The organism is Devosia sp. XGJD_8, from assembly GCF_046614475.1.
In the GTDB taxonomy this organism is placed as follows: Bacteria; Pseudomonadota; Alphaproteobacteria; order Rhizobiales; family Devosiaceae; genus Devosia.
The window spans coordinates 620,599-644,178 of record NZ_JBKJHF010000002.1 but is presented as its reverse complement, the minus strand read 5'-3'; the positions used below and the strand labels follow the sequence as shown (position 1 = coordinate 644,178).

Annotated in this window: 22 protein-coding genes; 13 read left to right on the top strand and 9 right to left on the bottom strand. The window is 62.3% G+C overall.

Annotated features, from left to right (window positions below; all coding sequences use genetic code 11):
* Positions 1 to 194 precede the first annotated feature (194 nt).
* Entirely contained in the window at positions 195 to 833 is a 639-nt protein-coding gene (locus ACLI1C_RS18630; RefSeq protein ID WP_411399046.1) for an alpha/beta fold hydrolase, read from the bottom strand.
* Positions 834 to 1,248: 415 nt separating this feature from the next.
* On the opposite strand from ACLI1C_RS18630, the gene ACLI1C_RS18625 reads away from it, so the two are divergent.
* From ACLI1C_RS18625 to ACLI1C_RS18610, 4 genes are all read left to right on the top strand, one after another.
* Positions 1,249 to 2,859 (top strand): ABC transporter substrate-binding protein, encoded by a 1,611-nt coding sequence (locus ACLI1C_RS18625; RefSeq protein WP_411399045.1) that lies wholly within the window; start codon positions 1,249 to 1,251, stop codon positions 2,857 to 2,859.
* Positions 2,860 to 2,926: 67 nt separating this feature from the next.
* Positions 2,927 to 3,664 carry an HpcH/HpaI aldolase family protein gene (locus tag ACLI1C_RS18620; RefSeq protein ID WP_411399044.1) on the top strand — a complete coding sequence of 246 codons (738 nt, stop codon included), beginning with the start codon at positions 2,927 to 2,929 and terminating at the stop codon, positions 3,662 to 3,664.
* Positions 3,661 to 4,521: an amidohydrolase family protein gene (locus tag ACLI1C_RS18615; RefSeq protein WP_411399043.1), complete on the top strand. Its 861-nt coding sequence runs from the start codon at positions 3,661 to 3,663 to the stop codon at positions 4,519 to 4,521. The genes ACLI1C_RS18620 and ACLI1C_RS18615 overlap by 4 nt, the downstream gene beginning before the upstream one ends.
* Positions 4,522 to 4,939: 418 nt before the next feature.
* Positions 4,940 to 5,668, top strand: coding sequence for an MFS transporter (locus tag ACLI1C_RS18610; RefSeq protein ID WP_411399042.1), 729 nt, complete (start codon positions 4,940 to 4,942; stop codon positions 5,666 to 5,668).
* Here ACLI1C_RS18610 and ACLI1C_RS18605 read toward each other — a convergent pair.
* On the bottom strand, positions 5,663 to 6,565 hold the full coding sequence (locus ACLI1C_RS18605) for a LysR family transcriptional regulator (RefSeq protein WP_411399041.1): 903 nt from the start codon (positions 6,563 to 6,565) through the stop codon (positions 5,663 to 5,665). The genes ACLI1C_RS18610 and ACLI1C_RS18605 overlap by 6 nt on opposite strands.
* 104 nt (positions 6,566 to 6,669) lie before the next feature.
* Here ACLI1C_RS18605 and ACLI1C_RS18600 point away from each other — a divergent pair, with 104 nt between their 5' ends.
* The 3 genes from ACLI1C_RS18600 to ACLI1C_RS18590 are packed head-to-tail and all read left to right on the top strand — an operon-like array spanning position 6,670 to position 8,542.
* A complete protein-coding gene (locus tag ACLI1C_RS18600) occupies positions 6,670 to 7,251 on the top strand; it encodes an RraA family protein (RefSeq protein WP_411399040.1) in 582 nt (193 codons plus the stop codon).
* Positions 7,248 to 8,111: an amidohydrolase family protein gene (locus tag ACLI1C_RS18595; protein WP_411399039.1), complete on the top strand. Its 864-nt coding sequence runs from the start codon at positions 7,248 to 7,250 to the stop codon at positions 8,109 to 8,111. The genes ACLI1C_RS18600 and ACLI1C_RS18595 overlap by 4 nt, the downstream gene beginning before the upstream one ends.
* Positions 8,111 to 8,542 carry an HIT family protein gene (locus tag ACLI1C_RS18590; protein WP_411399038.1) on the top strand — a complete coding sequence of 144 codons (432 nt, stop codon included), beginning with the start codon at positions 8,111 to 8,113 and terminating at the stop codon, positions 8,540 to 8,542. The genes ACLI1C_RS18595 and ACLI1C_RS18590 overlap by 1 nt, the downstream gene beginning before the upstream one ends.
* 447 nt (positions 8,543 to 8,989) lie before the next feature.
* On the opposite strand, the gene ACLI1C_RS18585 is transcribed toward ACLI1C_RS18590, so the two are convergent.
* The gene (locus ACLI1C_RS18585) at positions 8,990 to 10,597 is read right to left on the bottom strand and encodes an ABC transporter substrate-binding protein (RefSeq protein WP_411399037.1); all 1,608 of its coding nucleotides are present in this window, start codon (positions 10,595 to 10,597) and stop codon (positions 8,990 to 8,992) included.
* A gap of 277 nt (positions 10,598 to 10,874) precedes the next feature.
* On the opposite strand from ACLI1C_RS18585, the gene ACLI1C_RS18580 reads away from it, so the two are divergent.
* Both ACLI1C_RS18580 and ACLI1C_RS18575 read left to right on the top strand, forming a co-directional pair.
* Positions 10,875 to 11,906: an amidohydrolase family protein gene (locus ACLI1C_RS18580; protein WP_411399036.1), complete on the top strand. Its 1,032-nt coding sequence runs from the start codon at positions 10,875 to 10,877 to the stop codon at positions 11,904 to 11,906.
* Positions 11,903 to 12,787, top strand: coding sequence for a hypothetical protein (locus tag ACLI1C_RS18575; protein ID WP_411399035.1), 885 nt, complete (start codon positions 11,903 to 11,905; stop codon positions 12,785 to 12,787). The genes ACLI1C_RS18580 and ACLI1C_RS18575 overlap by 4 nt, the downstream gene beginning before the upstream one ends.
* Here ACLI1C_RS18575 and ACLI1C_RS18570 read toward each other — a convergent pair.
* The 6 genes from ACLI1C_RS18570 to ACLI1C_RS18545 form a co-directional block, all read right to left on the bottom strand.
* A complete protein-coding gene (locus ACLI1C_RS18570; RefSeq protein ID WP_411399034.1) occupies positions 12,784 to 13,467 on the bottom strand; it encodes an RraA family protein in 684 nt (227 codons plus the stop codon). The two genes, ACLI1C_RS18575 and ACLI1C_RS18570, sit on opposite strands and share 4 nt — an antisense overlap.
* A gap of 5 nt (positions 13,468 to 13,472) precedes the next feature.
* Positions 13,473 to 13,856, bottom strand: coding sequence for a VOC family protein (locus tag ACLI1C_RS18565; protein WP_411399033.1), 384 nt, complete (start codon positions 13,854 to 13,856; stop codon positions 13,473 to 13,475).
* A gap of 86 nt (positions 13,857 to 13,942) precedes the next feature.
* On the bottom strand, positions 13,943 to 15,838 hold the full coding sequence (locus tag ACLI1C_RS18560; protein WP_411399032.1) for an ABC transporter ATP-binding protein: 1,896 nt from the start codon (positions 15,836 to 15,838) through the stop codon (positions 13,943 to 13,945).
* 152 nt (positions 15,839 to 15,990) lie between these two features.
* Complete coding sequence (locus tag ACLI1C_RS18555; protein ID WP_411399031.1) at positions 15,991 to 16,890, bottom strand: LysR family transcriptional regulator; 900 nt, start codon at positions 16,888 to 16,890, stop codon at positions 15,991 to 15,993.
* 83 nt (positions 16,891 to 16,973) lie between these two features.
* A complete protein-coding gene (locus ACLI1C_RS18550; RefSeq protein ID WP_411399030.1) occupies positions 16,974 to 17,357 on the bottom strand; it encodes a VOC family protein in 384 nt (127 codons plus the stop codon).
* Entirely contained in the window at positions 17,354 to 18,019 is a 666-nt protein-coding gene (locus ACLI1C_RS18545; protein WP_411399029.1) for an RraA family protein, read from the bottom strand. The genes ACLI1C_RS18550 and ACLI1C_RS18545 overlap by 4 nt, the downstream gene beginning before the upstream one ends.
* A gap of 386 nt (positions 18,020 to 18,405) precedes the next feature.
* On the opposite strand from ACLI1C_RS18545, the gene ACLI1C_RS18540 reads away from it, so the two are divergent.
* The 4 genes from ACLI1C_RS18540 to ACLI1C_RS18525 all read left to right on the top strand — a co-directional run bounded on the left by ACLI1C_RS18540 (position 18,406) and on the right by ACLI1C_RS18525 (position 23,569).
* A complete protein-coding gene (locus tag ACLI1C_RS18540) occupies positions 18,406 to 19,368 on the top strand; it encodes an ABC transporter permease (protein ID WP_411399028.1) in 963 nt (320 codons plus the stop codon).
* A gap of 19 nt (positions 19,369 to 19,387) precedes the next feature.
* Entirely contained in the window at positions 19,388 to 20,284 is an 897-nt protein-coding gene (locus ACLI1C_RS18535) for an ABC transporter permease (protein ID WP_411399027.1), read from the top strand.
* 209 nt (positions 20,285 to 20,493) lie between these two features.
* The gene (locus ACLI1C_RS18530; protein WP_411399026.1) at positions 20,494 to 21,762 is read left to right on the top strand and encodes an MFS transporter; all 1,269 of its coding nucleotides are present in this window, start codon (positions 20,494 to 20,496) and stop codon (positions 21,760 to 21,762) included.
* A 205-nt stretch (positions 21,763 to 21,967) separates the two neighbouring features.
* Positions 21,968 to 23,569, top strand: a complete 1,602-nt coding sequence (locus ACLI1C_RS18525; protein WP_411399025.1) for an ABC transporter substrate-binding protein — start codon at positions 21,968 to 21,970, stop codon at positions 23,567 to 23,569.
* The last annotated feature ends 11 nt before the right edge of the window (positions 23,570 to 23,580 follow it).

The following is a 23,580-nucleotide window of genomic DNA, read 5'->3' as shown; positions in this document are numbered from 1 at the left end:
TTCGAAGCGAAATTGATTGTGTAAAGGATGGCAAGATACCCCGACGTGTTGCTAACGACCGTTGGTAATGACTGTCTATGAATTGGTAACCATAGGTCACGCGAACATCTTGCCCACGATACAAACTTCGGCGTCCAGCGAATGACCAAGAGCAACGTCCATTAGAACCAACAGCTCTTCCGCTGATAATTGCCTTAAACACCGAGATCGCACAGCCATCGACGCAAGACGAAGGTGGCTTCCTGGGGGCGTTCGAGTACTGGCAGATGGCCGCAGTTGCGCATGACCAGGAATGATGAACGACGCACGCCGAGGTGGATTTCCAGGGCGTCACTGGGCGGCGTCAAGACGTCATTCTCGCCCACCACCACCAGCGTCGGCACGTTGATGTAGGGCAGGAGTGGACGAGAATCGACGCGATCGAGGATAGCTTGTTGCTGCCGCAGGAACGCTTCGCCGCCGACGCGTCCGGCCATGGCCTTGAGGCTTTGGGCTACCGGGCCCTTGGAATGGCTTGGATCGACGAGGGTTTTGAGGATCCTGTTGGTCACCCCGACAAAGCGGCCTTGCTGCAGCGAGGCCATGGCGTCCCGGCGCCTGGCGGCCCTTTCGGGCGTGTCGGGCGCGGCGCTGGTGCTGAATAGGGCCAATGCTTTTACCCGCTTTGGTGCGCGACGCATGATTTCGAGCGCGACATAGCCGCCCATCGACAGCGACACCAGCACGAACTCGTCGGGTGCCATGGCCAGGGCGCGCTCGGCCATGGCGCCGATGCTGTCGTCAAGGGTGAGGTTGGCGATGTTGGGCGAGATGACGTCGGCCAGGTTTGCCACCTGATCGGACCAGAGGGCGTCATCGCAGAGCAGGCCCGGAAGCATCAACGTAGGCAGGCGCGATGGAAACGCGGGGTGTGTCACTTGTCGTGCCTTAATGCGCTGTCAGACTGCAAAGCCTCACGCTTCGGCCCACCCTGCAATTGGACCTTGGTAGATTTGCCGGCAAGCCAGCCCAACGCATGGACGGAATATATTCGTAGTCCAATAAATCGTTTTTTCTGAAGCAGATCCAGGTCTAGCATTTTCCCATGCGCCGAATGGCCGTGGAGGAAGACCTGAAAGTCGACGACTGGGACTGACCCCGCCAGGCACATCCAAGCGCTCGCACCGCAACCTTCAAACAACACCGCTCTCCGCCAGGCATTGGCGAAGACCGCATTCTTTTAGCTTGCTGCAGACCCTGGGAGGGGAAATGACCGATCACTTGCTCATGTCGCCATATACGCGACGAAACTTTATTCGCGACATCGCCATCTACGGCATCGGCGCTGGCGCCGTGCTCGGAATGCCCGGCATCGCTCTTGGCCAGGAAGAGCCAAAGCGGGGCGGCATCCTCAATCTCGTTACCTCCGGTGACCCACCGAACTTTGACCCCTTTGCCAGCACCACATCCTTCGTGCTCCATGTCGTGGCAGCTTGCTACAACAGCCTGATCATGATGGACCCCGACCATCCGGACCAGATCATCGGCGACCTGGCCACCGACTGGGTGCAAGCGGACGATGGCCTCAGTTACACATTCACCATCGTGCAGAATGCCAAGTTCCATGATGGCACGCCGCTGACGTCGGCCGACGTCAAGCACACTTTCGACATCGTGCGCGATCCGCCCGAGGGCATCATCAGCGCCCGCAAGTCCCTGCTTGCAGCCGTCTCCAGCATTGATGCCGTAGACGCCTATACGGTGCGCTTCAACCTGTCGCGGCCAAGTCCTGGCCTACTGGCAAGCCTGGCCACCGGCTGGTTCATCGTCGCGCCCAAGCATGTGCTCGAAGCCAAGGGCACCATGAGCGAGGACGTCATCGGCTCGGGCCCGTTCAAGTTCAAGGAATACATCCGCGGCGTCAGCTACGAGATGGAGCGCAACCCCGACTACCACGTGGCGGATCGCCCATTCATCGATGGACTCAAATACTACATCGTGCCCGATGAATCGACGCGTTTCGCCTATCTGCGATCCGGCCAGATCGATTTCTACGACGGGCTGGCCGGCAAGGATGCTCGCGCCGCCGAACGCGATTTCCCCGATAGTGTGACGATCTATTCGGCGACCTCCTATGTCGGCGACCCCTTCACCATGAATGCCGCGCGGGCGCCGTTCGACGATATCCGCGTGCGCAAGGCCATCGCCTTCTCGGTCAATCACGACGAAGCCCTCAAGGTGCTGATGGATGGCGACGGCCAGGTCGGCGGCCACCTCATTCCCGGCCAATGGTCGATCGGCGCCGAGGAACTGGCGACCTTTCCGGGCTATGGCAAGGATGTCGAGGCCAATCGCGCCGAGGCGAAACGCCTGCTGGCAGAGGCCGGCTACCCCGATGGTTTCGAGACCACGCTCAAGGCGCGCAAGGCGGCCGGCACCCATGAAGCGCGGGCGCTGTTCCTGGCGGACCAGTTCGCCAAGATCGGCATCAAGGCCACCCTCGCCATCCAAGAAAGTGCCGAGTATTTCGAGACAATGAAAAATCGCAATTTCGACATTGCGACCAATGTCATCTCGGCCCTGAGCAGCGATCCGGACTTCATGTTCGGCGCCTTCCACACCAGTGATGGGGCGCTCAACTATTCGGGGCTGCGCTCGCCGGAGATCGACGCGCTGTTTCTAGCCCAGTCCCAGGAAACCGATCCGGCCAAGCGGGTCGAGCTGGCGCGGGAGCTCGAACGCGCAACCCTCAATGTGATTGGCACCGTGGTGCTCTACTTCAAGGGCAAGTTCATCGCCACGTCCAAGCGCGTCAACGGCTACACCATGCATCCCGAGCCGGACAACAATCGCCGCTACCAGAATGTCTGGTTGTCCTGATCACCTCCGTTGAGACGGTCGACCGATGTCGGCCGTCGCCTTCTTGTTAGAAAGCAAATTTCACTCGATGCGAAATCCGGTTCGAGACAGCGCCATCACCCGTGCCATCGCCACCGGCATTCCGGCTCGCGGCTTTCACATGAACGTTGCCGTGCCCCTGCAGATCGAATTGCTCGGCGGGCTGGGCTTCGACTTCGTGTTCCTCGACGCTGAGCACGGGACCTTTTCCCTGCCCGACATTGAGGAATGCTGCCGCGCCGCCGAATTATACGCGCTGACGGTCGTGGCGCGGGTACCGGCGGCGGACGGCAATGGCATTTCCCAATTCCTCAATGCCGGCGTGCAGGGAATCGTCGTGCCGCACGTCGATACGATCGCCGAAGCGCGGCTGGCGACGCAGAGCTGTCGCTATGCGCCGCAGGGTCTGCGCCCCAGTGGCGGATCGCGTGCCTCCAGCTTCTGGCGCGGCGTTGACGACATGAGCGAGGCTCTGGTCCGGGCCAATGCCAATATCACCCTTTCGGTGCAGATCGAGAGCCGCGAGGCGCTGGCGCTGCTCCCCGACATGCTGGCAATGGGCGGCATCGACTACTTCACCATCGGCAAGCAGGATTTGTCGCAAAGCATGGGCTATGCGCGCCTGGCCGATGGCTTCCCCGACGAAGTCCTGGAGGCCGTCGATGCCGCCACGACCCTCATCCACGCTCAGGGCGGCAAGCTCAAGGACGATGTGATGAGCCTCTGCCGGGTCAACAAGCTGCTGCTCGACGGCGCGCGCCAGTTCCTGCGCAAGGCACAGCAATGAGCAAGACCGACCGTTTCTCCCAGGAGCCGCCGGCCGTCGTGCAATCGAGCTGGGTCCTGCCTTCCGGCGCCTGCGACAGCCACGGCCACATCTTTCCGGCCCGCAAGCTCTATCCGACCGACAACGAAACCATGCCGCTGTCGCCTATCGAATTTTATCTCGATGTCCACGCCCAACTTGGTTTCGAGCGTGGCGTGATCGTGCAGGGCGGCGCCTACAAGTTCGACAATTCCGCCATGCTCGATGCGCTGGACCAGCACCGCGATAGCCTGCGTGGCGTGGCCCTTCTCCCTGCCGACACCGCCGAGACGCAACTGGCCGATTATCGATCTCGCAATGTGCGCGCCCTGCGCTTCACGAGCGGCGGCGCCAGCCGGATCGACAATTTTCCTGCCATCGCACCGAAATTGGCCAATCTGGGCCTTCATGCCGAAATGTATATCGGGCTCACCGGCTTTCTCGATCGCGCGACGGCGCTGCTGGGGCAGGTCGTCCCTCTGGTGCTCGATCACCTGGCCGGTCCGTTCGACAGTGCCATCGGCACCGACGATCCGGGCTTCCAGCGTCTGCTTGCGCTGCTGCGGCACGAGGACATCTGGATCAAGCTGACGCCACAGCGCAACTCCGCGCAGTTCCCCCGCTATGCCGACGTGCGGCCGTTTCAGGATGCGCTGATCACCGCCCGGCCGGACCGGCTGGTCTGGGGATCGGACTGGCCTTTCCCCAACATGAGCGAGCAGACGCCGGACCTGGGCGCACTGGTCACCCTGTTCGGCGAATGGGTGACGGACGACACGCTGCGACAGTCCATCCTCGTCGACAATGCCGCTGCCCTTTACGGCTTTTCGCAAAAGTAGATGGCCCGCAAGCTGATCAAGATGCAGGGGGTCCTGCCCCTGCTCGCCGCCAGTCTTTTGGCCCAGGCGGTCGTGCCGCTTGCCCGGGTGCACACCAGTTACCAGGCGCTTGACCTCGGGCTTGGTGCCGAAATCGTCGGTGTGCTCTCGGCGACCTTTGCGATTCTGCCGATCCTGCTGACCATCCTGGTCGGCCGCTTCAACGATGGCGGCTCCGTAGCCCCGGATGAGCCTGGCGGGGCGGTGTGCACCTTGCTGGCTTGTCTGGTGCTGTGGCTGCCGACCCCCTCGTTGCCATCCTTGCTTTTGGGCACCGCCATCCTTGGCATCGGGCAGGTCAAGCTCTTGTCCTCGCTACAGGTCATCACCTCGCTCAGTGCCACCCGCCAGCATCACGATACCGTGCTGGGGCAACTACATGGTCGCCATGTCGCTCGGCCAGGCCGTCGGGCCGCTGTTTTTCGGGCTGCCAAGCGATGGCTGGCTGCTGCCGGCGATCCCGGTCATTGGCAGCGCGCTGCTCATCGTGGCAACGCTTGTGCTGCTGCACGTGGTGCATGTCCGCAAGAGCGCGCGCAAACCGACCAAAGTGCCGTTGCGCGAGATCGCCGCAACGCCCGGGCTGTTGTGGATCGTGCTGACCGGCAGCATCTGCGTGGCGTCGCTCGACTTGCTTTTGGCCTTCCTCCCCGTGCTCGGCGAGGAGCGCGGCATTGCCCCCGCGACCATCGGCCTGCTGCTCAGCATTCGCGCCGCCGCCTCGCTGATTCCCAGGCTGGTCTTCGGCCAGGCGGTCCGGCGGTTCGGCCGCATGCCCCTCATGCTAGCCTCCTCGGGCATGGGCGGCGCAGGGCAGTTGCTGATCGCCCTGCCATTGCCGGTCCGGGAAATGGCCCTGGCGCTCGTCTTGATCGGAACCGGGCTGGGCATCGCCCTCACCAGTTCCGTCGGGCTGACCATCGACATTGCACCTGCCAGGGCCCGCGGCACCGCGCTTTCGATGCGGCTCACGGCGCACCGGCTGGCGCAGTTTTTCCTGCCGCTGGCGGCCGGACTGATCGCGGCGCCGCTTGGTGTCGCCGGTATTTTCGGCGTCACCGGCGCAACCCTGCTGACCGCGCTGTTCGCCCGGCCGCGCGCCCTATGACGGTGTCGTATGGCTTCTAAAATCGCACAGCGCCACCGCGCGCGCCGCGACCAGTGCCGCCACCGGGCTGATCACATCGTCCCGATGCGCCGCCACATAGGTCACCGGCGGTATCTCGAAGTCGGTCTTGATCACCTTGAGCCGACCTGCCGCGATTTCGGCGGCAAACACATCCTGATGCAGATAGGTGATGCCGATGCCATCGATCGCCATGCGGGCCAGCGCGCTCATGCTGGTGCAGGACGTAACGATCCGCAGGTTGATGCCGCGGTCGCGCAGGTGCTGGATAACCAGGTTATTCTGAAACGAGCTGTCACCGTGCCCCAGCATCGGCAATTCCCCCATTTCCGCAGCCGTGAGGATTCGGTCATGCTCGATCAGGCTTGGGCTGGCGACCCACACCCGCTCGGCATCGGCGAGCCTGATGCGCACCAGCGCCTTGTCGAGGTTTCGTTCGGTGCCGATCGCGAGGTCGATCTTGCGCTCGAGCAGCAGCGTGTTGAGATTGATCGATGTATCCACAGTGGAGATGGGCACCAGTCCGGCAAAAGCGTTCTGGATGTCGAGCGAGAACCGCGCCAGCCACGTCAGGGCGACCGCTTCGGTGACGCCGAAACGGAACGGCCCGGCCAGTGCCAGTTCGCTGTTGCCCACCTGCCGCAGGTTCATGTGCACCCGCAACAACTGGTCGCTGATGGCCATGACCTCAACGCCTTTGGCCGTCACTTTGATGGCGCGCTTGGAGCGGTCGAACAATTCCACCCCCAGTGTACTCTCCAGTTCCTGGATGCGTTTGGAAATATTGGATTGGGTGGTGTTGAGGCGGTCTGCTGCGGCGACGAAGCTGCCAAGCTGGCCGCTCCAGTAAAAGGCTTCGACTTGTTTGATGCTGGGCATCGCGACCTCCGCTTTTCATCGCTTATAGCGATTATCGATCCATCCGTTAATTCACTTTTTTACGCGCTTTGGCAACCCTACTCTGGCGATGGGAGGATGCCGATATGACTTTAGACGATAAGGCCCGGGCGCATCTGGCAAAGGCGCGACCAGCCGCGATCAGTGATGCGATGGAACGGCTGGGCATGCCCCGGACCGTCATCGTCGGCTTTGGCGGCACGCGGCCGCAAGGCGGTGCCGTGGTGGGCACCGCCTATACGATAAGGCAGGTGCCCAAGCACTTTCCCGCTCAACACGACCAGCGCCTCACGCGTCACAAGGAGGCAAGCACGTCGCTGGCACAGCCTGGCGATTTCGTGGTGGTCGATGCCAACGCCCGCATGGACATCGCCTCATGGGGCGGCAACCACTCGGCCCGCTGCCACGGGCGCGGCGTCGCTGGAGTGCTGATCAACGGCTGCACGCGCGACAGCGACGAAATCCGCGCAATGGGCTTTCCAGCCTTCTACCTCGGCACCTCGCCCATCGCTTCGCAGTGGAACCAGGAGACCGCCGAACTCAACGGCATCGTTGTGGTCGGCGGCGTGCAGATCCGGCCTGGCGACATCATTGTCGGTGACGGCGACGGGCTGGTGGTGCTCGCTCCCGAGCAGCTCCCCGCAATCCTGACGGAACTCAAGCCATGAGCCAGACCATGCTGCGGCCAGTGCCCAATTCGAGCGGCGTCGAGCCCCCCGTGCTCCCGGTGCCCGCCGGCGCCGTCGACTGCCACCACCATATCTTTGATCCGCGCTTTCCCAAGCTGGGCAAGCCGATGCGGGCCGTCGGCACCGTCGATGACTATGCCCTGCTAAAGCGGCGCCTGGGGATCACCAGGTCGGTCGTCGTCGCGCCAAACAGCTATGGCATCGACAACGCCTGCCTGCTCGACGCACTCGATCGCTTCGGCGACGACAGCCGTGGCGTCGCCATCGTGGCGACCGACGCTCCGCTGGCACAGATGCAGGAACTCGATCGCCAGCGCGTCCGCGGCGGCCGGTTTTACCTGGTCAAGGGCACGCCGGCGACGGCGGAAGAACTTACAGGCTTCAGCCGCAAGGCGGCTGACCTCGACTGGCATATGGAAATCATGCCGTCCCGCGGCGACGCCCTGGTGGACGCCGAACCGATGCTGGCGCAACTGGCCTGCCGGATTGTCATCGACCATCTCGGCTACACCCCGCAGCCGCAAGGCATAGGCCACGCCGCCTTCGCGACGATGCTGCGCCTGCTCGACACCGGCAACGCCTGGATCAAGCTGTCGGGTGTCTACTTTACCTCGGCCAGCGGCTTTCCGGACTACGCCGATGTCGATGACCTGGCGACCCGACTGGTGCAACACCGCCCCGATCGCATGCTGTGGGGTACGGACTGGCCACATTCGGGCGAAGTGACAAAGCCCGACGACGCCAAGCTGCTCGACCAGTCTGCCCGCTGGGCGCCCGACGCGCAGCAGCGCCACGCCATGCTGGTGTCCAATCCCGCCAAACTCTATTGGGGCCATTGATGCCGGACCATTCCGACTGCAAGGCCTGCACTGCCAATGCACGAGCCGACGATCCCTATCTGGTCTGGCGCAATGACCTGTGGGTGCTGCGCCACACCAGGCCGCCCTATGCTGCGCTCGGCTGGATGACGCTGCACAGCCAGCGTCATGCCGAGTCCTTTACCGCCCTTTCGGCGACGGAACTGGCCGACCTGGGACCGACCATGGCGCGTATCTCGACGGCACTCATCGGCGCCACCGGCGCGCTGCGGGTCTACCTCGCCTCGATGACCGAAATGACCCCACATTTTCACGCCCATCTCGTGCCCCGCTACGCCGATGGCCCCAAGGGTTGGGAAACGTTCAAGCTCAAGCAGCAGGCGGCAAGCTCGACTGTGACCGATGAATCCGTGCACGCCGTGATGACCGCCCTACGCGACGCCCTCAGCTGAGCCCAACCGCCTGCCTTCACGTTCCGGCGCCTCCCTCTCCCTGAGGGAGTGTGTTCAGTGTAAGCGCCTCTAGCCCCTCCCCCTTGAGGGGAGGGATTGAGGGTGGGGGTCCATCAGTGACAAGCATGGCCACCCCCACCCCAGCTCCGCTAAGCCTTCGGCCAAGCTTCGCTACCCTCCCCTCAAGGGGGAGGGAGGGACGGAACCGACACGTCGAAGTCCTAAAAGCAGACCCCAAGCCCTCCCCTAAATGTGGAGGGGCTCAGACGCCCTTGCATGCGCCCAACATGAACATTCCCCTCGCAAGGGGGACTGAGATGCCACCCCATGAAAAGCCCTGAACTGTATCACGAGGGGGAGGGGCCGTACAACCAAGAGCGCCCGACCAAGCCAATCGCCCCACCCGAACGTATCGGATGGGGCGATTGGCTTTCGCTATCGAACCATTCAGGCGTCGAGCCAGACCTGATCCATGCGCAGGTTTTGGTCGATATTGGGGTGCAGCTTCATGCCCCGCACATTGGTGGTGATGCCCATGAACCGGTTGCGCCAATACATCACATAGATGCTGTATTCCTTGGCCAGTTCGAGTTCGAGCTGGTTGACCAGCGCAAGCCGCTTGGCCGGGTCCATCTCGACGGCCTGCTGGGCAAACAGGTCCTCGATCACCAGCGAGCAGTCGTTGACGCCACAGAAGGAGTCGTCGCCGAACACGGAGTCCGGGTCTTCCAGGGCATAGGACGCGCCGCTGGCGCTGACCGCATAGTTCTTGGACGAGATCGCTTCGGCGTAGGCAGCATTCTCCTGGATGTCGATGGTAGCGTTGATGCCTAGCTTGGCCCATTGGTCCTTCAGGAACACCCCGACCGGCTCAAACAGCGGGTTCTTGCGCACCAGGATATTGACGTCGAAGCCATCGGGGAAGCCGGCCTCCGCGAGGAGGCGCTTGGCCTTCTCGATATTGGCAGCCCCGTCCGGTCCATAGCCGGGCACGGTTGCCAACTGGTCATCGGGCAGGGCCCACTGACCAGGCACCGCGATCCCGCCCAACTGGCCTTGGCCATTGTAGGTAACGTTGAGCGCTGCGTTGCGATCGACGCCAATCGAGAGCGCCTGGCGGACCTTGACGTTGTCGAAGGGGGCGGCCTTGGTGTTGAAGTTGATGCCGATAAACGACGTCGATGGCTGTTCGAGCACCTCGACATTGCCACCGGACTTGAACGAGCCCGCATCCTGGCCCTGGATCGAGATCATGATCTGCAACTGACCGTTCTGCAGGTAATTCCAAGTGGTGCCGCTATCGGGAATGACATAGGCGGTGATGCCGTCGAGATAGGGCCGGTTGGGCACGAAATAGTCGGGGTTCTTGACCAGCTCGTAGCTGACACCCTGCGAAATCTGCTGCAGCTTGAACGGTCCCGTGCCGACGATGTCCTCCTTCATATGCCCCTTCACTTCGAGGATATGCTTGGGCATCACCAGCATCCAGCAACTGGCCATGCTGGTGAGGAACGACGGCGATGGACGGCCCAGATTGAACACGACGGTGTAGGCGTCGGGTGCATCGATAGAGGTCACTTCGGCCAGCAGTTTTTTGCGCGAGCTGACAGTACCTTCTGGCGGATTGCGGATGGTGTCGAAGGTGTATTGCACGTCTGCCGAGGTCATTGGCTTGCCATCGTGGAACTTGGCGTTTTCCACCAGATGGAACGTATAGCTCAAGCCGTCCTCGGAAATGTCCCATGTCGGGGCCAGGTCGCCGATGATGCTCTGGGGCGACTGCGGATCGAAGCGCACTAGGCCATTGTAGCAAGGGCCAATGACGCACATCACCGTGCTGCTGGTTGCCGACAGCGGATCGAAATTGGGCGGATCGCCGGTCAGGTTGTATGCGAGGACGCCGCCGCTCTTGCCTTCGGCCTGCTCCTGCGCCCAGGCAGCGCCGGAAAACAGGCCAACCTTGCCGATCAGGGCTGCGGCACCAAAGGCGCCGACTCCGCGCAGGAACGTTTTACGCGACATGAAGGCCGCATTGGGTGTTGTGGTATCAGACATGTTTCCTCCTGGCGCCGGATGGCACCGATGTCAGGTGGAGTCGGTTGAACCGCGCCACTTGTTGTTGACGCACGATTATCCTTGCTAGGTCACCCCTCCTACAAGCGACTAATTTTCATAGGCACCCATCGCTTCGAGTGAGCAAGCCTGGTGCAAATCCGCGTCGGGCAAGAACAATTGGAATGGGTAGATCTTCGAAAATTTCGTTTTGACGACCAGGCCGGCGGTTTTATTGCTGCGCTCCAGACGTTGTTCTACAGCGCGGAGGAGACAACCGATGATCATCGACTGCCATGGGCATTTTACCACTGCTCCAGGTGGCCTGCAGGCGTTCCGTGATCGCCAGCTGGCCCGGTTGATCGACCCCGCTCTGGCTGCCCCGACACTGCGCATCGGTGACGACCAATTGCGCGAGACTTTGGAAGCCAACCAGATTGCCCAGCAACGGGCGCGTGGCATCGACATGGTGATCTTTTCACCCATGGCAGGCGGCATGTCGCACCATTCCGGCCCCGAAAGCACCAGTATCGAATGGACCCGCATTTGCAACGACCTGATTCACCGCTGCGTCACGCTCTACCCCGACCGCTTTGCCGGTGTCTGCCAATTGCCGCAGTCGCCCGGCGTTTCACCGGCCAACAGCGTCGCCGAACTTGAACGCTGCGTCACCGAGCTTGGCTTTGTCGGCTGCAACATCAACCCGGACCCCACCGACGGCTTTTGGCGCGATCCACCTCTGACCGACCGCTCCTGGTATCCGTTCTACGAAAAGATGGTCGAGCTAGACGTGCCCGCCATGGTACACGTCTCCTGCTCGTGCAACGCCAATTTCCATGGCGTCGGCGCGCATTATCTCAACGGCGACACCACCGCCTTCATGCAGTTCCTGACCTCGGACCTGTTCAGCGATTTTCCCCAGCTTCGCTTCGTCATCCCCCATGGCGGCGGCGCCGTGCCGTTCCATTGGGGCCGCTATCGGGGCCTCGCTCAGGACATGGGTCGGCCCCCGCTCGGCGAACACCTGCTGCAAAACGTGTTCTTCGACACCTGCGTCTACCATCAGGCAGGCATCGACCTGCTGACCAGGGTTATCCCCGCCGACAATATCCTGTTTGCCTCCGAAATGATCGGCGCGGTGCGCGGCATCGACCCCGAGACCGGCCGCACCTATGACGACACCAAGCCAATGGTCGAAAACAGCGCCTTGTCCGCTGCCGACAAGGAAAAAATCTTCAGCGGCAACGCCCTGCGCGTCTATCCGCGCCTTGCCCCCCACATCGCTGCCGCCCAATCAGGGGCCATGCCATGACGCCGTTGTCCGTTCGCACCCACCTCGCAGACCGGCCAAACACGCATGGCTTGTTCACCGGCGAAATCACCTCTCCCATCGTGACCCTGGACATTTGCGGCCCGGCTTCGGTGTCCAAGGGCTTCAAGCCACTGGTGCGCGAGAACGCCTTTCAGGCGAGCGAGTTGTCGGTGATGACGTTCCTCCAGGCCAAGGCCTACAACAAACCGCTGGTCCTGCTGCCCGCGACGGTGCTCGGCCGCTTTCAGCACGTGTTTCTGGCGGTGCGCGCCGACAGCGACATCGCCGAGCCAGCCCAGCTTGCCGGCAAACGTATAGGCATCCGCTCCTACACCGTCACTACGGTCACCTGGGCCCGCGCCATCCTGCAGGCGCAGTTCGGCGTCGACATCGACAGCATCACTTGGTTCGCCCATGAGGATGGCCACCTCGCCGAATGGCGCGATCCCGCCAATGTGGAGCGTATCGCACTGAACGACGGATCGCTTGAGAACCTGCTGCTTGCGGGCGACGTGGATGCGGTGGTGCTGGCCAGGCCAAACACCAATCCCGCCATGCGCACGCTGTTCGCCGACCCGGCGCGGGCCGCACGTGACTGGTACACCCAGTTCGGCGCGCTCCAGCTCAACCACATGTTCGTGGTCAATGCCGAACTCTCAACCAGGCGCCCCGATGTGGTGCGGGCGATCTACGGCATACTCAAGCGCGCCAAAGCTGCCGCGCCCAAGCTCGAACTTAGACTGGATGCGCTTCCATTTGGCGCCCAAACCAACCGCCGCAACCTCGAAGTCGCCATCGACATGGCCTGGACGCAGCGGCTGTTGCCGCGGCGCCTGGTGGTCGATGAACTGTTCGATGCCACGACCATCGAACTCGACTAGGTCTGGGGCTTGAGCAGGGTCTCGTAGATCTCGTTCATCGCCGCGCTGATCGGCACGCCCCGCGCCAGCGCGGCGCGAATACCGTTCTCGACCGCCAGCATGGCGCGCGCGGTCGCCACAACCTCGTCGAGCCGATCACGCGGAATGATCGCCACGCCACTGCCATCCGCCAGCACATAATCGCTCGGCATGACCGTGATCCCGCCGATGCTGACCGGCTCGTTGGTCGCCACCTCCGACACCCGGTTGCGCGCCGTCACGGGCGTCACGCCGCGCGCGAACACCGGCAGGCCGAGTTCCTCGCTCTCGTCGATGTCCCGCACCAGCCCGTCGACGACGACGCCGGCAACGCCCTTGGCCCGGGCAGCCGTCGACAACAGCCCACCCCAGCCCGCGCAATCGTCGCGCGCGCTATGCTGGATCACAATGACATCGCCGGTCTGCGCCACATCGATCGCCGCCGAACCCAGGTGCCGCTTGGCCACCGTGCCATCGTGCTGCGCCAGCGTCACCGTCACCGCGGCGCCGAAGATGCGCTTGCCCGTCGCCTGCCGGTTGATGCCGGCAATACCCTGCGGCAGCCCCAGACGCTCCAGCGCGTCCGAAACGAGGCACGAGTCAAAGGTCAGCATTTCCTGGCGCAGGGCAATGTCCTGCGCGCTCGCTGCGGTCCTCTCCACGGCAATCAATCCTCGATGCGCGTGGAAATCTGCAGCTTGTTGCCCTGCGGATCCTTGAGATTGAAGATTCGGCGGCCGCTGGACGACGGCTTCTGGCCATACAGCGGGCGGATGAATTCGAACCCCTTTTCCTCATAGTCCTTGAAGGCCGCGTCGATGTCGGTGGCCCGCATGGCGATATGCTGGAAGCCTTTTGGCTCGTCGTCGGACTGGTTGATCTCGAAAATCGGTGCGTCCGGGCCACCCGGGAAACGCAGTTCCACCGAACCGCCGGTATGTTCGGTGCGGCGCGTTTCGGTGAAACCGGCCTTTTTCAGGAAGGCGACCATTTCTTCCAGATTGTCGACGTTAAACTCGATGTGGTCGATGCCGGAAATGTACTGAGACATATTTGCTCCTCTGGGGTTGCGACAGACGTGGGTCAGCGATCGCCGACCACAAGCCGGCGCCGATTTTTGACTGGCAAGACTTCAGATCAGGCCGACTTGGCCCATTCTTCCCCGAAAGCCTGCACCAGGTGGCCGGGGGACACTTCGGTGAAGCCGCGCTGCACGGGGACATAGTCCGGCGGGCGAACCGGGCTCTTGATCTCGTCGTTCGATACCGGCCGCTTGATGTGGCGCCGCGCCGGCTCGGGGATCGGCACAGCCGCCATCAGGCGCCGCGTATAGGGGTGCTGCGGATTAGCAAAGATTTCAGCGCGCGGCCCGATCTCGACGATCTCGCCCAGATACATGATGGCAACGCGGTGGCTGACCCGCTCCACCACCGCCATGTCGTGGGAGATGAACAGATAGGCCAGCTTGAGCTTGGCCTGCAGGTCGAGCAACAGGTTGACCACCTGTGCCTTGATCGACACGTCGAGCGCCGAGACCGCCTCGTCGGCCACGATCAGCTTGGGGTTGAGCGCCAGGGCTCGGGCGATCGAGATGCGCTGGCGCTGGCCGCCCGAAAATTCATGCGGGAAGCGATTGGCCATTTCCGGCGTCAACCCGACCTGCTGCATCAGTTCGGCCACCTTGTCGCGCGCAAAGCGCCTGTCGCCCAGTTTGTGGGTCAGGATCGGCTCGGCCAGTGCGTCGCCCACCTTGATGCGCGGGTTGAGGCTGGCATAGGGATCCTGGAAGATCATCTGGATTTCGGTGCGCATGTCGCGCATCTCCTGTCCGCTCAGCGTGCGCAGGTCCTTGCCGTCGAACATGATCTTGCCGCCGTTGGGCTCCTGCAACCGCAGGATCGATTGCCCGGTGGTCGACTTGCCGCACCCCGACTCCCCCACCAGCGCCAGCGTTTCACCCACGCGCAGGTCGAACGAGATGTTCTCCACCGCATGCACCCGCGCCACCACCTTGCGCATCATGCCCGAATGGATGTCGAAGCGCTTGACCAGGTTGGTCACCTGCAGCAGCGGCGCCCCGACACGGGATACTGTGTCCGGCGTCTGCGTCGGCACGTCGGAAAGGCCGGTCTTCTTGTCGACCACGGCAAAGCGCATCGGTCGTTCGATGCCGGTCATCGAGCCCAGGCGGGGGACCGCCGACAGCAAGGCCTTGGTATAGGGATTCTGCTGGTGAGCGAAAATGGCGTCGGTGGTACCCTTTTCGACGGCATTGCCCTTGTACATGACGATGGTCTTGTCAGCGATTTCGGCGACCACACCCATGTCGTGGGTGATGAACATGACCGACATGCCCTGCTCGGCCTGCAGTTCCTTGATCAGTTCGACGATCTGGGCCTGGATGGTGACGTCCAGCGCCGTCGTCGGCTCATCCGCGATCAGCAGCTTTGGATTGCAGGCCAGCGCCATGGCAATTAGTACGCGCTGACGCATGCCGCCCGAGAAATTGTGCGGAAAATCCTTGAGTCGCGACCGCGCCGCCGGGATCCGCACGCGCTCGAACAGCCGGACAGTTTCGTTGTCGGCGGCCTCGCGGGTCATCCCCTTGTGCTCGATCAGCACTTCGCTGACCTGCTCGCCGATGCTGTAGACCGGATTGAGGCTGGTCATCGGCTCTTGGAAGATCATGGCGATCTCGTTGCCGCGAATGGTGCGCATCTTGTCGTCCGGAAGCTTGAGCAGGTCCCGCCCGCCAAACATCACTTGACCCGACACCCGCGCCTGCTTGCGCTGCAGCAGGCCCATGATGGCAAGCGAGGTTACGCTCTTGCCCGACCCCGATTCCCCGACCACCGCCAGCGTCTCGCGCGGCCCGATATCGAACGAGACGTCGTTGACCACCGGTGTCCAGCCGATGCGGCCGGAATGGTCGATCGTCTGGAACGCGACGTTGAGGTTGGCCACCGACAGGACTGGGGCGGAGCCGGGCGCGACCTGTGCCGAAACGGGTGCCGCTGCACTGATGCTTGCCATGAATTCCTCCGTGTATCGACGATGCACTCGCCTCTGCGGGTGATGCACATCTGGTGTGTTCGGCAATAAGCCGCAGTTAGCGCACCAATGAAAGCGATAAAAACGACGACGTTCCCATAGCGAAAAGGCATAGATGATTTGGCCAAGGCCCGTTACGTCGCCTCGGTTTCCCAGCTCCAGGAGAAGTCGCAGGTTGATTTGGCAATCTCGGCGATGGTTCTGGTCAGCGGGCTGAGTGGGTCGTCGCGGTGCACGGCCACGTATTGCAGCTTGGGCAAGACGATCTCGGTCTGCACTTCGCGCAACCGGCCGAGCCGGATTTCGTCGTCGAATACACCCCTGTGCAGATAGGTGATGCCCATCCCGGCAGCCGCCATGCGGGCCAGGGCGGTGAGGTTGGTGCACGAGGTCACGATACTGGCAGAAACGCCGTAGCCTCGCAGGTAGCGACTGATGATGACCTCGGCCGCTGCCATGTCGCCATGACCCAGAAATGGCAGGCGCGCCAGTTCCTTGGCGGTCAGGACCGCGTCATCGGGCACCAGGGACGGGCTGGCCAGCCAGACACGATCGAGCGATGCCAACTCTGTCACCTCGAAGTCAGAGTCGACCCGCAGCTTGGTGCCGATTGCCAGGTCGATCTTGCGCTCGCGCAGCAGCAAATTGAGCTGGGTCGAAGTATCCACCCGCGAAGTAGGGATGAGGCCGGGAAACGCCGCCGATATGGCTCCGCACAGGCGTGGCAGCCAGGTTAGCGCCACCGCCTCGGTCACCCCGAAGCGGAACGGGCCGGTGGCGGAATGGGCATTGCCGCCGACAGCCGTGACGCCGCTATGGGCGCGCAGGAAATTCTCGCTGGCCTGCATCAACTCCTCCCCCTTGGGGGTGAGCCGGATAGCGCGGCGCGTCCGGTCGAAAACCGAGATGCCCAGCGTCATTTCCATTTCCTGAATGCGCTTGGAAATGTTGGATTGGGTCGTATTGAGCCGATCCGCCGCCGCGACGAAACTGCCGAGCGTACCGCTCCAGTAAAAGGCTTCGACCTGTTTCACGCTTGGCATCATCGGTCCCTCAACTGTGGTCGAGTAGAACTAGCACACCCATCGTCCATGCGGCCATTGCAGCCGGCCCGCCTCTAAGGGCCGTCGACAATCTGCAGCGTCCCCCCTTCGGGATCGGTCAGGTTGATCAGCGTGCGGCCGGTATCGGCGATGGACCTGGGCTCTCCGCGCACCGGAAGACCCTGGTTGCGGAACAGCTCGAATGTCTCGTGAATGTCGCTGGCTCGAAGCGCCATGTGCCGGAGCCCAAGCGGTCGTGCCTTGCCCGCGGCGTCGGTCGGCGACGTCAGTTCCAGGATCGGCTGCTCGCCGTCACCTGGAAAAACCAATTCGATGGAGCCGCCACCATGCGCGGTGCGGCGATGCACCGAAAAGCCCACGCTTTGCAGGAATTGCGCCATGCTTTCGGGATTTTGCACGACGATATCGATATGATCGATGCCAAGCAGCTTGCTCATCGGGCGTCTTCCGGAAATTCGCAGCCTAGGGCACGCAGCACGTCGTCGGACTTTCCGTCCGAGCCGGGCGGCGTATTGGTTTCGTGCTCGAACTTCTTTTCGGCAGCAGTGCACACCGCAGCTGCGTCGCGGATGGGAACGCAGACGAAGCCGTCGTCATCGGCGATGATGATGTCGCCGGACTCAATCACCATGCCGTCGATGGCGATCGGGAAGTTGATTTCGCCGGGGCCGTTCTTGTAGGGCCCGCGATGAGTGATCCCGGCCGCGAACACCGGCATCGTATGGTGCTTGAGCGTGTCGGCATCACGAATAGCGCCGTTGATGATCATCCCCGCCAGCTTGCGCTCATGGGCGACAGTGACCATCCGCTCGCCGATGATGGCATTGGTCAGGTCGCCACCGGCATCGACGACGATGATGTCGCCCGGCTTGGCCAGTGACAGCGCCTTGTGCACCATGAGGTTATCGCCCGGTGCCGTTTTGACCACGAAGGCTGGTCCGCACATCTTGGCGGCACCGATGGGACGCAGGCGCGCGCCGCCGGCGACCAGGCGTCGCATGGAGTCGCTGATACAGGCGACGGGAACCTTGGCAAATCGTTCGATCAACGCCTGGTCGGCACGAATGCGCTCGGCGGCTATGCGAAATCCAATCGGCACTTTGCTCTCCTCGGGCAGCGATACCCGTTGTGTTCGGGCAGGGTTTGGTTGCTGCGAAAAGATTTAGCCTCGGATCCCAATTCCGATAAGCGAATTTATAGCTGGTTAGATCATCGCTATTTGTCGCTCGACATACCGGACCGGCGTGGTTCTAACTATTCATTTTAGCGATGCGAGGGTCAGAAATTTTATCGCTTGTTTAGTTGCTGGCTGGCTCTAGGATTCCGCAATCGTGGCCTGGAAAGCAGGTCGCCGTCCTCAATGAAGGACATGTCATGGCTTCATGACACGGAGGGGACTAGCGTGAAATGGCTTTTGAAGTCACCCGGTGCTCGGCTGTCCAGCTCTGGTCGGTTGAGCCCAGTCGCACTGCTTAGGAGTTCGCGATGATCGGCTATATTGGGCGTCGCCTTTTGGGGCTGATACCGATTCTGTTTGGCATTTCCGTCGTCGTTTTTTTGATCATGCGCCTGCTGCCTGGCGATGTTGCCGCCATGATCCTGGGTGGCGACGAAGAAGGCGGCACCGGCGCCAGCGCGGAGGCCATCGAAGCCCTGCGCATCCAACTCGGGCTCAACCAGCCCCTGTGGATCCAGTATGTCGACTGGATCTGGGGACTGCTGCGCCTCGATGCCGGCAACTCGCTGTGGAGCGGCCGCCCGGTGCTTGTCGAAATCGGCGAACGCATTCCCCTGACCCTTGAACTGGCTTTCATCGCGCTATCCCTATCGATGCTGATCGCCATTCCGATCGGCATCTATTCCGCCGTCCGTCAGGACAGCTGGATCGACTATTTGATGCGCTCGGTCTCCATCGCCGGGCTTGCGGTGCCCAGTTTCTGGCTCGGCACGCTGGTGATCCTGTTCCTGACGCTGTGGTTCAACTGGACACCGCCGCTCGGCTACATGCCCTTCACCCGCAACCCGCTGGTCAACCTGCAACAGCTGATCTGGCCGGCGCTGGTCCTGGGCTTCGGCAACGCCGCCCTGATCTCGCGCATGACCCGCTCCACCATGCTCGAAGTGCTGCGCGAGGACTATGTGCGAACCGCCCGCGCCAAGGGGCTTCGTCCAAAGGCGGTGCTGGGCAAGCACGCCCTGCGCAATGCCGTGCTGCCGGTCCTTACCCTCGGCGCCATCGAACTGGGCGGCCTGCTCGGCGGCACGGTGGTGATGGAGACCATCTTCACGCTGCCCGGCATCGGTCGCTATCTCGTGGATGCGATCTACCACCGCGACTACCCGGTGGTGCAGACCATCATCTTGTTGATGGGCGTGCTCTACGTCGTGCTCAACCTCATCGTCGACATCCTCTATGGCGTATTCGACCCACGCATCCGCTACGAATAGGGATCGGGAATTTACAAAAATGACCATCACTCTCAGCGAACCACCTCAGGCCAACTATAAAGAGGCGCACCGCTCCATCTGGACCAAGCTGCGCCGCGCCGCGCGCCGCAAGCCGCTCGGTGCCGTCGGTGCGCTCATCATTCTGGCCTTCATCTTCGTTGCAGCTTTCGCCCCGCTCCTGGCCCCGCACGATCCGTTCCTGATCGACTCCAATAATCTGTTGGCGTCGCCCAACTGGAACAACTGGATGGGCACCGATGAATACGGCCGCGACATCATGAGCCGGTTGATCTTTGGCGCTCGCGTTTCCATCTTCGTCGGCCTGATGGCCGTTGGCATCGGCAGCACCTCGGGTGCCCTGCTCGGCCTCGTCAGCGGTTATTTCGGTGGCACGGTGGATTACCTGATCCAGCGCGTCATGGACACGCTGATGGCGTTCCCCACCCTGATCCTCGCCCTGGCCATGGTCGCCGTTCTCGGCCCGAGCATCCAGAACGTCATCATCGCCCTCGCCATCGTCAAACTGCCCAACGCCTGCCGCGTCGTTCGCGCCACCACCCTTTCGGTCCGCGAACGCCCCTACATTGTCGCCGCGCGCAACCTCGGGCTCAGCAACGCGCGGATCGTGCTCGTCCACATCCTGCCCAACTGCCTTGCCCCCTTCATCATCCTCGCCACCGCCGGTCTCGGCGCTGCGATCCTCTCGGAAGCCTCGCTCAGCTTCCTCGGCCTCGGCACACCACCCCCAGAACCGTCCTGGGGCGCGATGCTGAGTGGCAAGACGCAGCGCTACATGATGGAGGCTCCCTGGCTCGCCATCGCGCCTGGCCTGGCCATCACGCTCGTGGTCTTTGGCTTTAATTTCCTCGGCGACGCCATGCGCGACCTGCTCGATCCGCATCAGCGCGAAGGTTGAGCCGCATCGACAGGAAATCGCCCCGCATGCCGCAGGCGGTTGCTTGATCTCATTCTTCTCGGGCGCGCAGCACTTCCCTGCCCGCCCGATGACGTTTCGATGACGTAAAGCGATACCAGTCCGGCGATAATTTCGTTTGTTCCCAGCGCAAAACGGGTCCCTTTGCACATCAAGAAAAGCACATCAGGCGCATGGGGGAATTCCAGGTCATGGCGGAAGACGAACAAGTTTCGAGCCTGATGCCCGATGGGCTGACGCCGCCCGCCGACGCCGTGAAAGAACCCGGTAAGCCCAGGTCGCTCAACTATCTGCTCTACGTCCTGACCCGCTCGCTATCGACCCTGGCGATTTCCACGCTCAACCTCGTAGTGGCCTGGACCCTCTACGACGTCACCGGCAACGCCTTTTACCTCGGGCTTGCCGGACTTGTGCTGTTCACGCCGAGCCTTGTGCTGATGCTCGCGGTCGGCATGGTGGCCGATCGCTTCGATCGCCAGCGGGTGGTTGGCTTCTGCTATCTCACCCTTGCCATCGCTGCCGGCGCACTGGCAGTGTTTTCGTCGCAGAACCTGCTCGAACCGGGGCCGATCCTGAGCATGCTGGCCCTGGTCGGGGTGGCGCGCGCCTTTCTCAATCCGACGATCAAGGCGCTGCTGGTCAATCTGGTCGATCGCCGCGATCTGCCGCGCGCCATCGCGCTCAATTCCTCGCTGGCAAAGATCGCCGTGGTCGCCGGTCCCATCGCCGGCGGGCTGCTTTATTCCGTCTCGCCCACCGTTGCGCTCGGCGTCGCCTGCGGCGTTTTCGTTTGCGCCATGGTTTTATCGCTGACCTTGCGAGGCAGCACCCAAGTTCGCGTGTCGACCGCAATCAAGAAAGGCGATCTGCTGGGGGGCTTCGATGCCATCCGCCGCGACCCCACCTTGCTGGGCACCATCGCGCTCGACTTCTTTGTCATGTTCATCAGCGGCGCCACGGCCTTGCTGCCAGTCTACGCCAAGGACATCCTCCATACCGACGCGGTCGGCCTCGGCATCCTGCGCGCCGGTCCGGCGGCCGGGGCGTTTCTGATGGCCGTACTGCTGGCCTGGCGACCCATCACCCGCAACGCCGGCAAAACCATGCTCGCCTGCGTCGCCGGCTACGGCATCACCATCCTGATCTTTGGGCTGTCATCGAGTTACTGGCTCTCCTTTGCCGCCCTGCTGATCGGAGGCAGCTTCGACATGGTCAGCGTCAATGTCCGCGAAAGCCTCGTGCAACTGCGCACGCCCGACCAGTTGCGCGGCCGGGTGACGGCGGTCAACAGCGTCTTCGTCGGCGCTTCCAATGAACTGGGCGATTTCCGTGCCGGCAGTTTTGCCGTGCTGTTCGGGGTCGTGCCCGCGGTGGTTTTTGGTGGCGTCGCCGCGTTGGGCATTGCCGGCTTCTGGTACCGCGCCTTTCCCGACATGCGCAAAATCGACCGCTTGGGATAAGGGGCTAGGTCATCCAAATAGCGATGGATCAGTGCGAACTAAACTCGCTTGAATTGATGGGGCAGGCGTAAGAAATTGCCTCCACCCGAAAGAGCGTGCCAAGCGCCAGTTCGAGGAATTCAAGCCACCTGTACTGCGCTGCGCGGTACCACTTGCGCGGCATGTTGTCATGGCCCGTGCAGTGCTGCCTTCTTGAGGAGAACCTATGACCTATTCGCACGCCAATTTGAGCCGTCGTCGTTTCCTGACAGCCAGCGGCGCCGCCAGCCTCGTTCTTGCCGGCGCGACGCTGCTGCCAGCCTGGGCGCAGGCGCCTGCCCCAGGCAAGGGTGGCGTGCTTAGCTACAATATCGAAAGCGATCCGCCAAACTTCGACCTTCTCTCCAACACCACGTCACGGGTGCTGGATTCGATCGGCGGTTGCTATAACGGTCTGGTCCAATACGATCCGCTCGATCCCAACGCAATTATCGGCGACCTAGCGGAAAGCTGGGACGTCAGCGCCGACGGCCTCGCCATTACTTTCAAGCTGCGCCAGGGCGTAAAATTCCACGACGGCATGCCGATGACATCGGCAGATGTGAAATATACTTTCGACATCACCCGTGATCCGCCAGAAGGCATTGTCAGCGTACGCAAATCGGCGCTTGCGGCCATTTCGGCCATTGACGCACCTGACGACCATACCGTTGTGTTCACGCTCAACCGTCCGTCGCCCGGGCTCATCGCCGGCCTTTGCCCAAACTGGTTTTCCGTGCTGCCCAAGCACGTGCTGGAACAGGGCCAGATGAAGGACGTGGTCGTGGGCACAGGCCCCTTCAAGCTGGCAAATTACAGCCGCGGCAACAGCATCGAACTGGTGCGTAATCCCGACTATTTCGATCCCGACAAGCCATATGCCGACGCCATAAACGTCTACATCATTCCTGAACAAGCCAGCGTCATGGCCTATTTCCGCAGCGGCCAACTCAATATTTTCGAGGGCATGGAAGCCACGCTGGCGCATGAAGCCGAGCGCGACATGGCTGACGAGGCCACAGTGCAAAGCGCTCCGAGCCTCAACGCCATCGCCCTGCACTTCAACCTAGCGGTAAAGCCCTGGGACGACGTCCGCGTGCGCAAGGCTGCGGCACTCGCTATCGACCGTTCGGCGGCAGTTGCGGTGCTGTTCAAGGGTGATGCCGTCTTGGGCGGCATGTCGCCACCCAGTGGAACCTGGGCCTTGCCCGACGAGCAACTTCACGCCATTCCGGGGTTCGGTCCGCAACAGGCACCCGACGCCATCGACGAGGCCAAGGCGCTGTTAGCGGAGGCCGGCTTTCCCAGCGGCTTCGAGACCAGATTGGTCGTTCGCCGCGACGACCGCTTCGGGCCTTGGGGCGTGTTCCTGCAGGATCAACTTGCAAAGGTCGGCATCAAGGTGAACCTGGACCCGCAGGAGGCCGCTACCTATTCGGAGAGCCAGAAGGCCAAGGCCTACGACATCCATGGCGGTAATCTCAGCATTGCCGTCGATGATCCCGACGCCATCTTCGGCAATCAGGTCGTGTCAGGCGCAGGCGGGAATTATTCCCAAATCGCCGACCCGGAAATCGACGCGCTGTTTCTTGCCCAGAGCCAAGAACTTGATCCGGCCAAGCGCAAGGCCATGTCGAACGAACTGGAGGCCCTAGTGCTCGGCCAATACCTGGTCTATCCGGTCGCCTTTTCCTTCCGCTTCCTTGGTACCCGCAATGAGGTGCACGACTACCGCCTGCATTCTCAAACCAACAACAACCGCCGCATGGCCGGTGTGTGGATCAGCTAATTCCGTGTAGC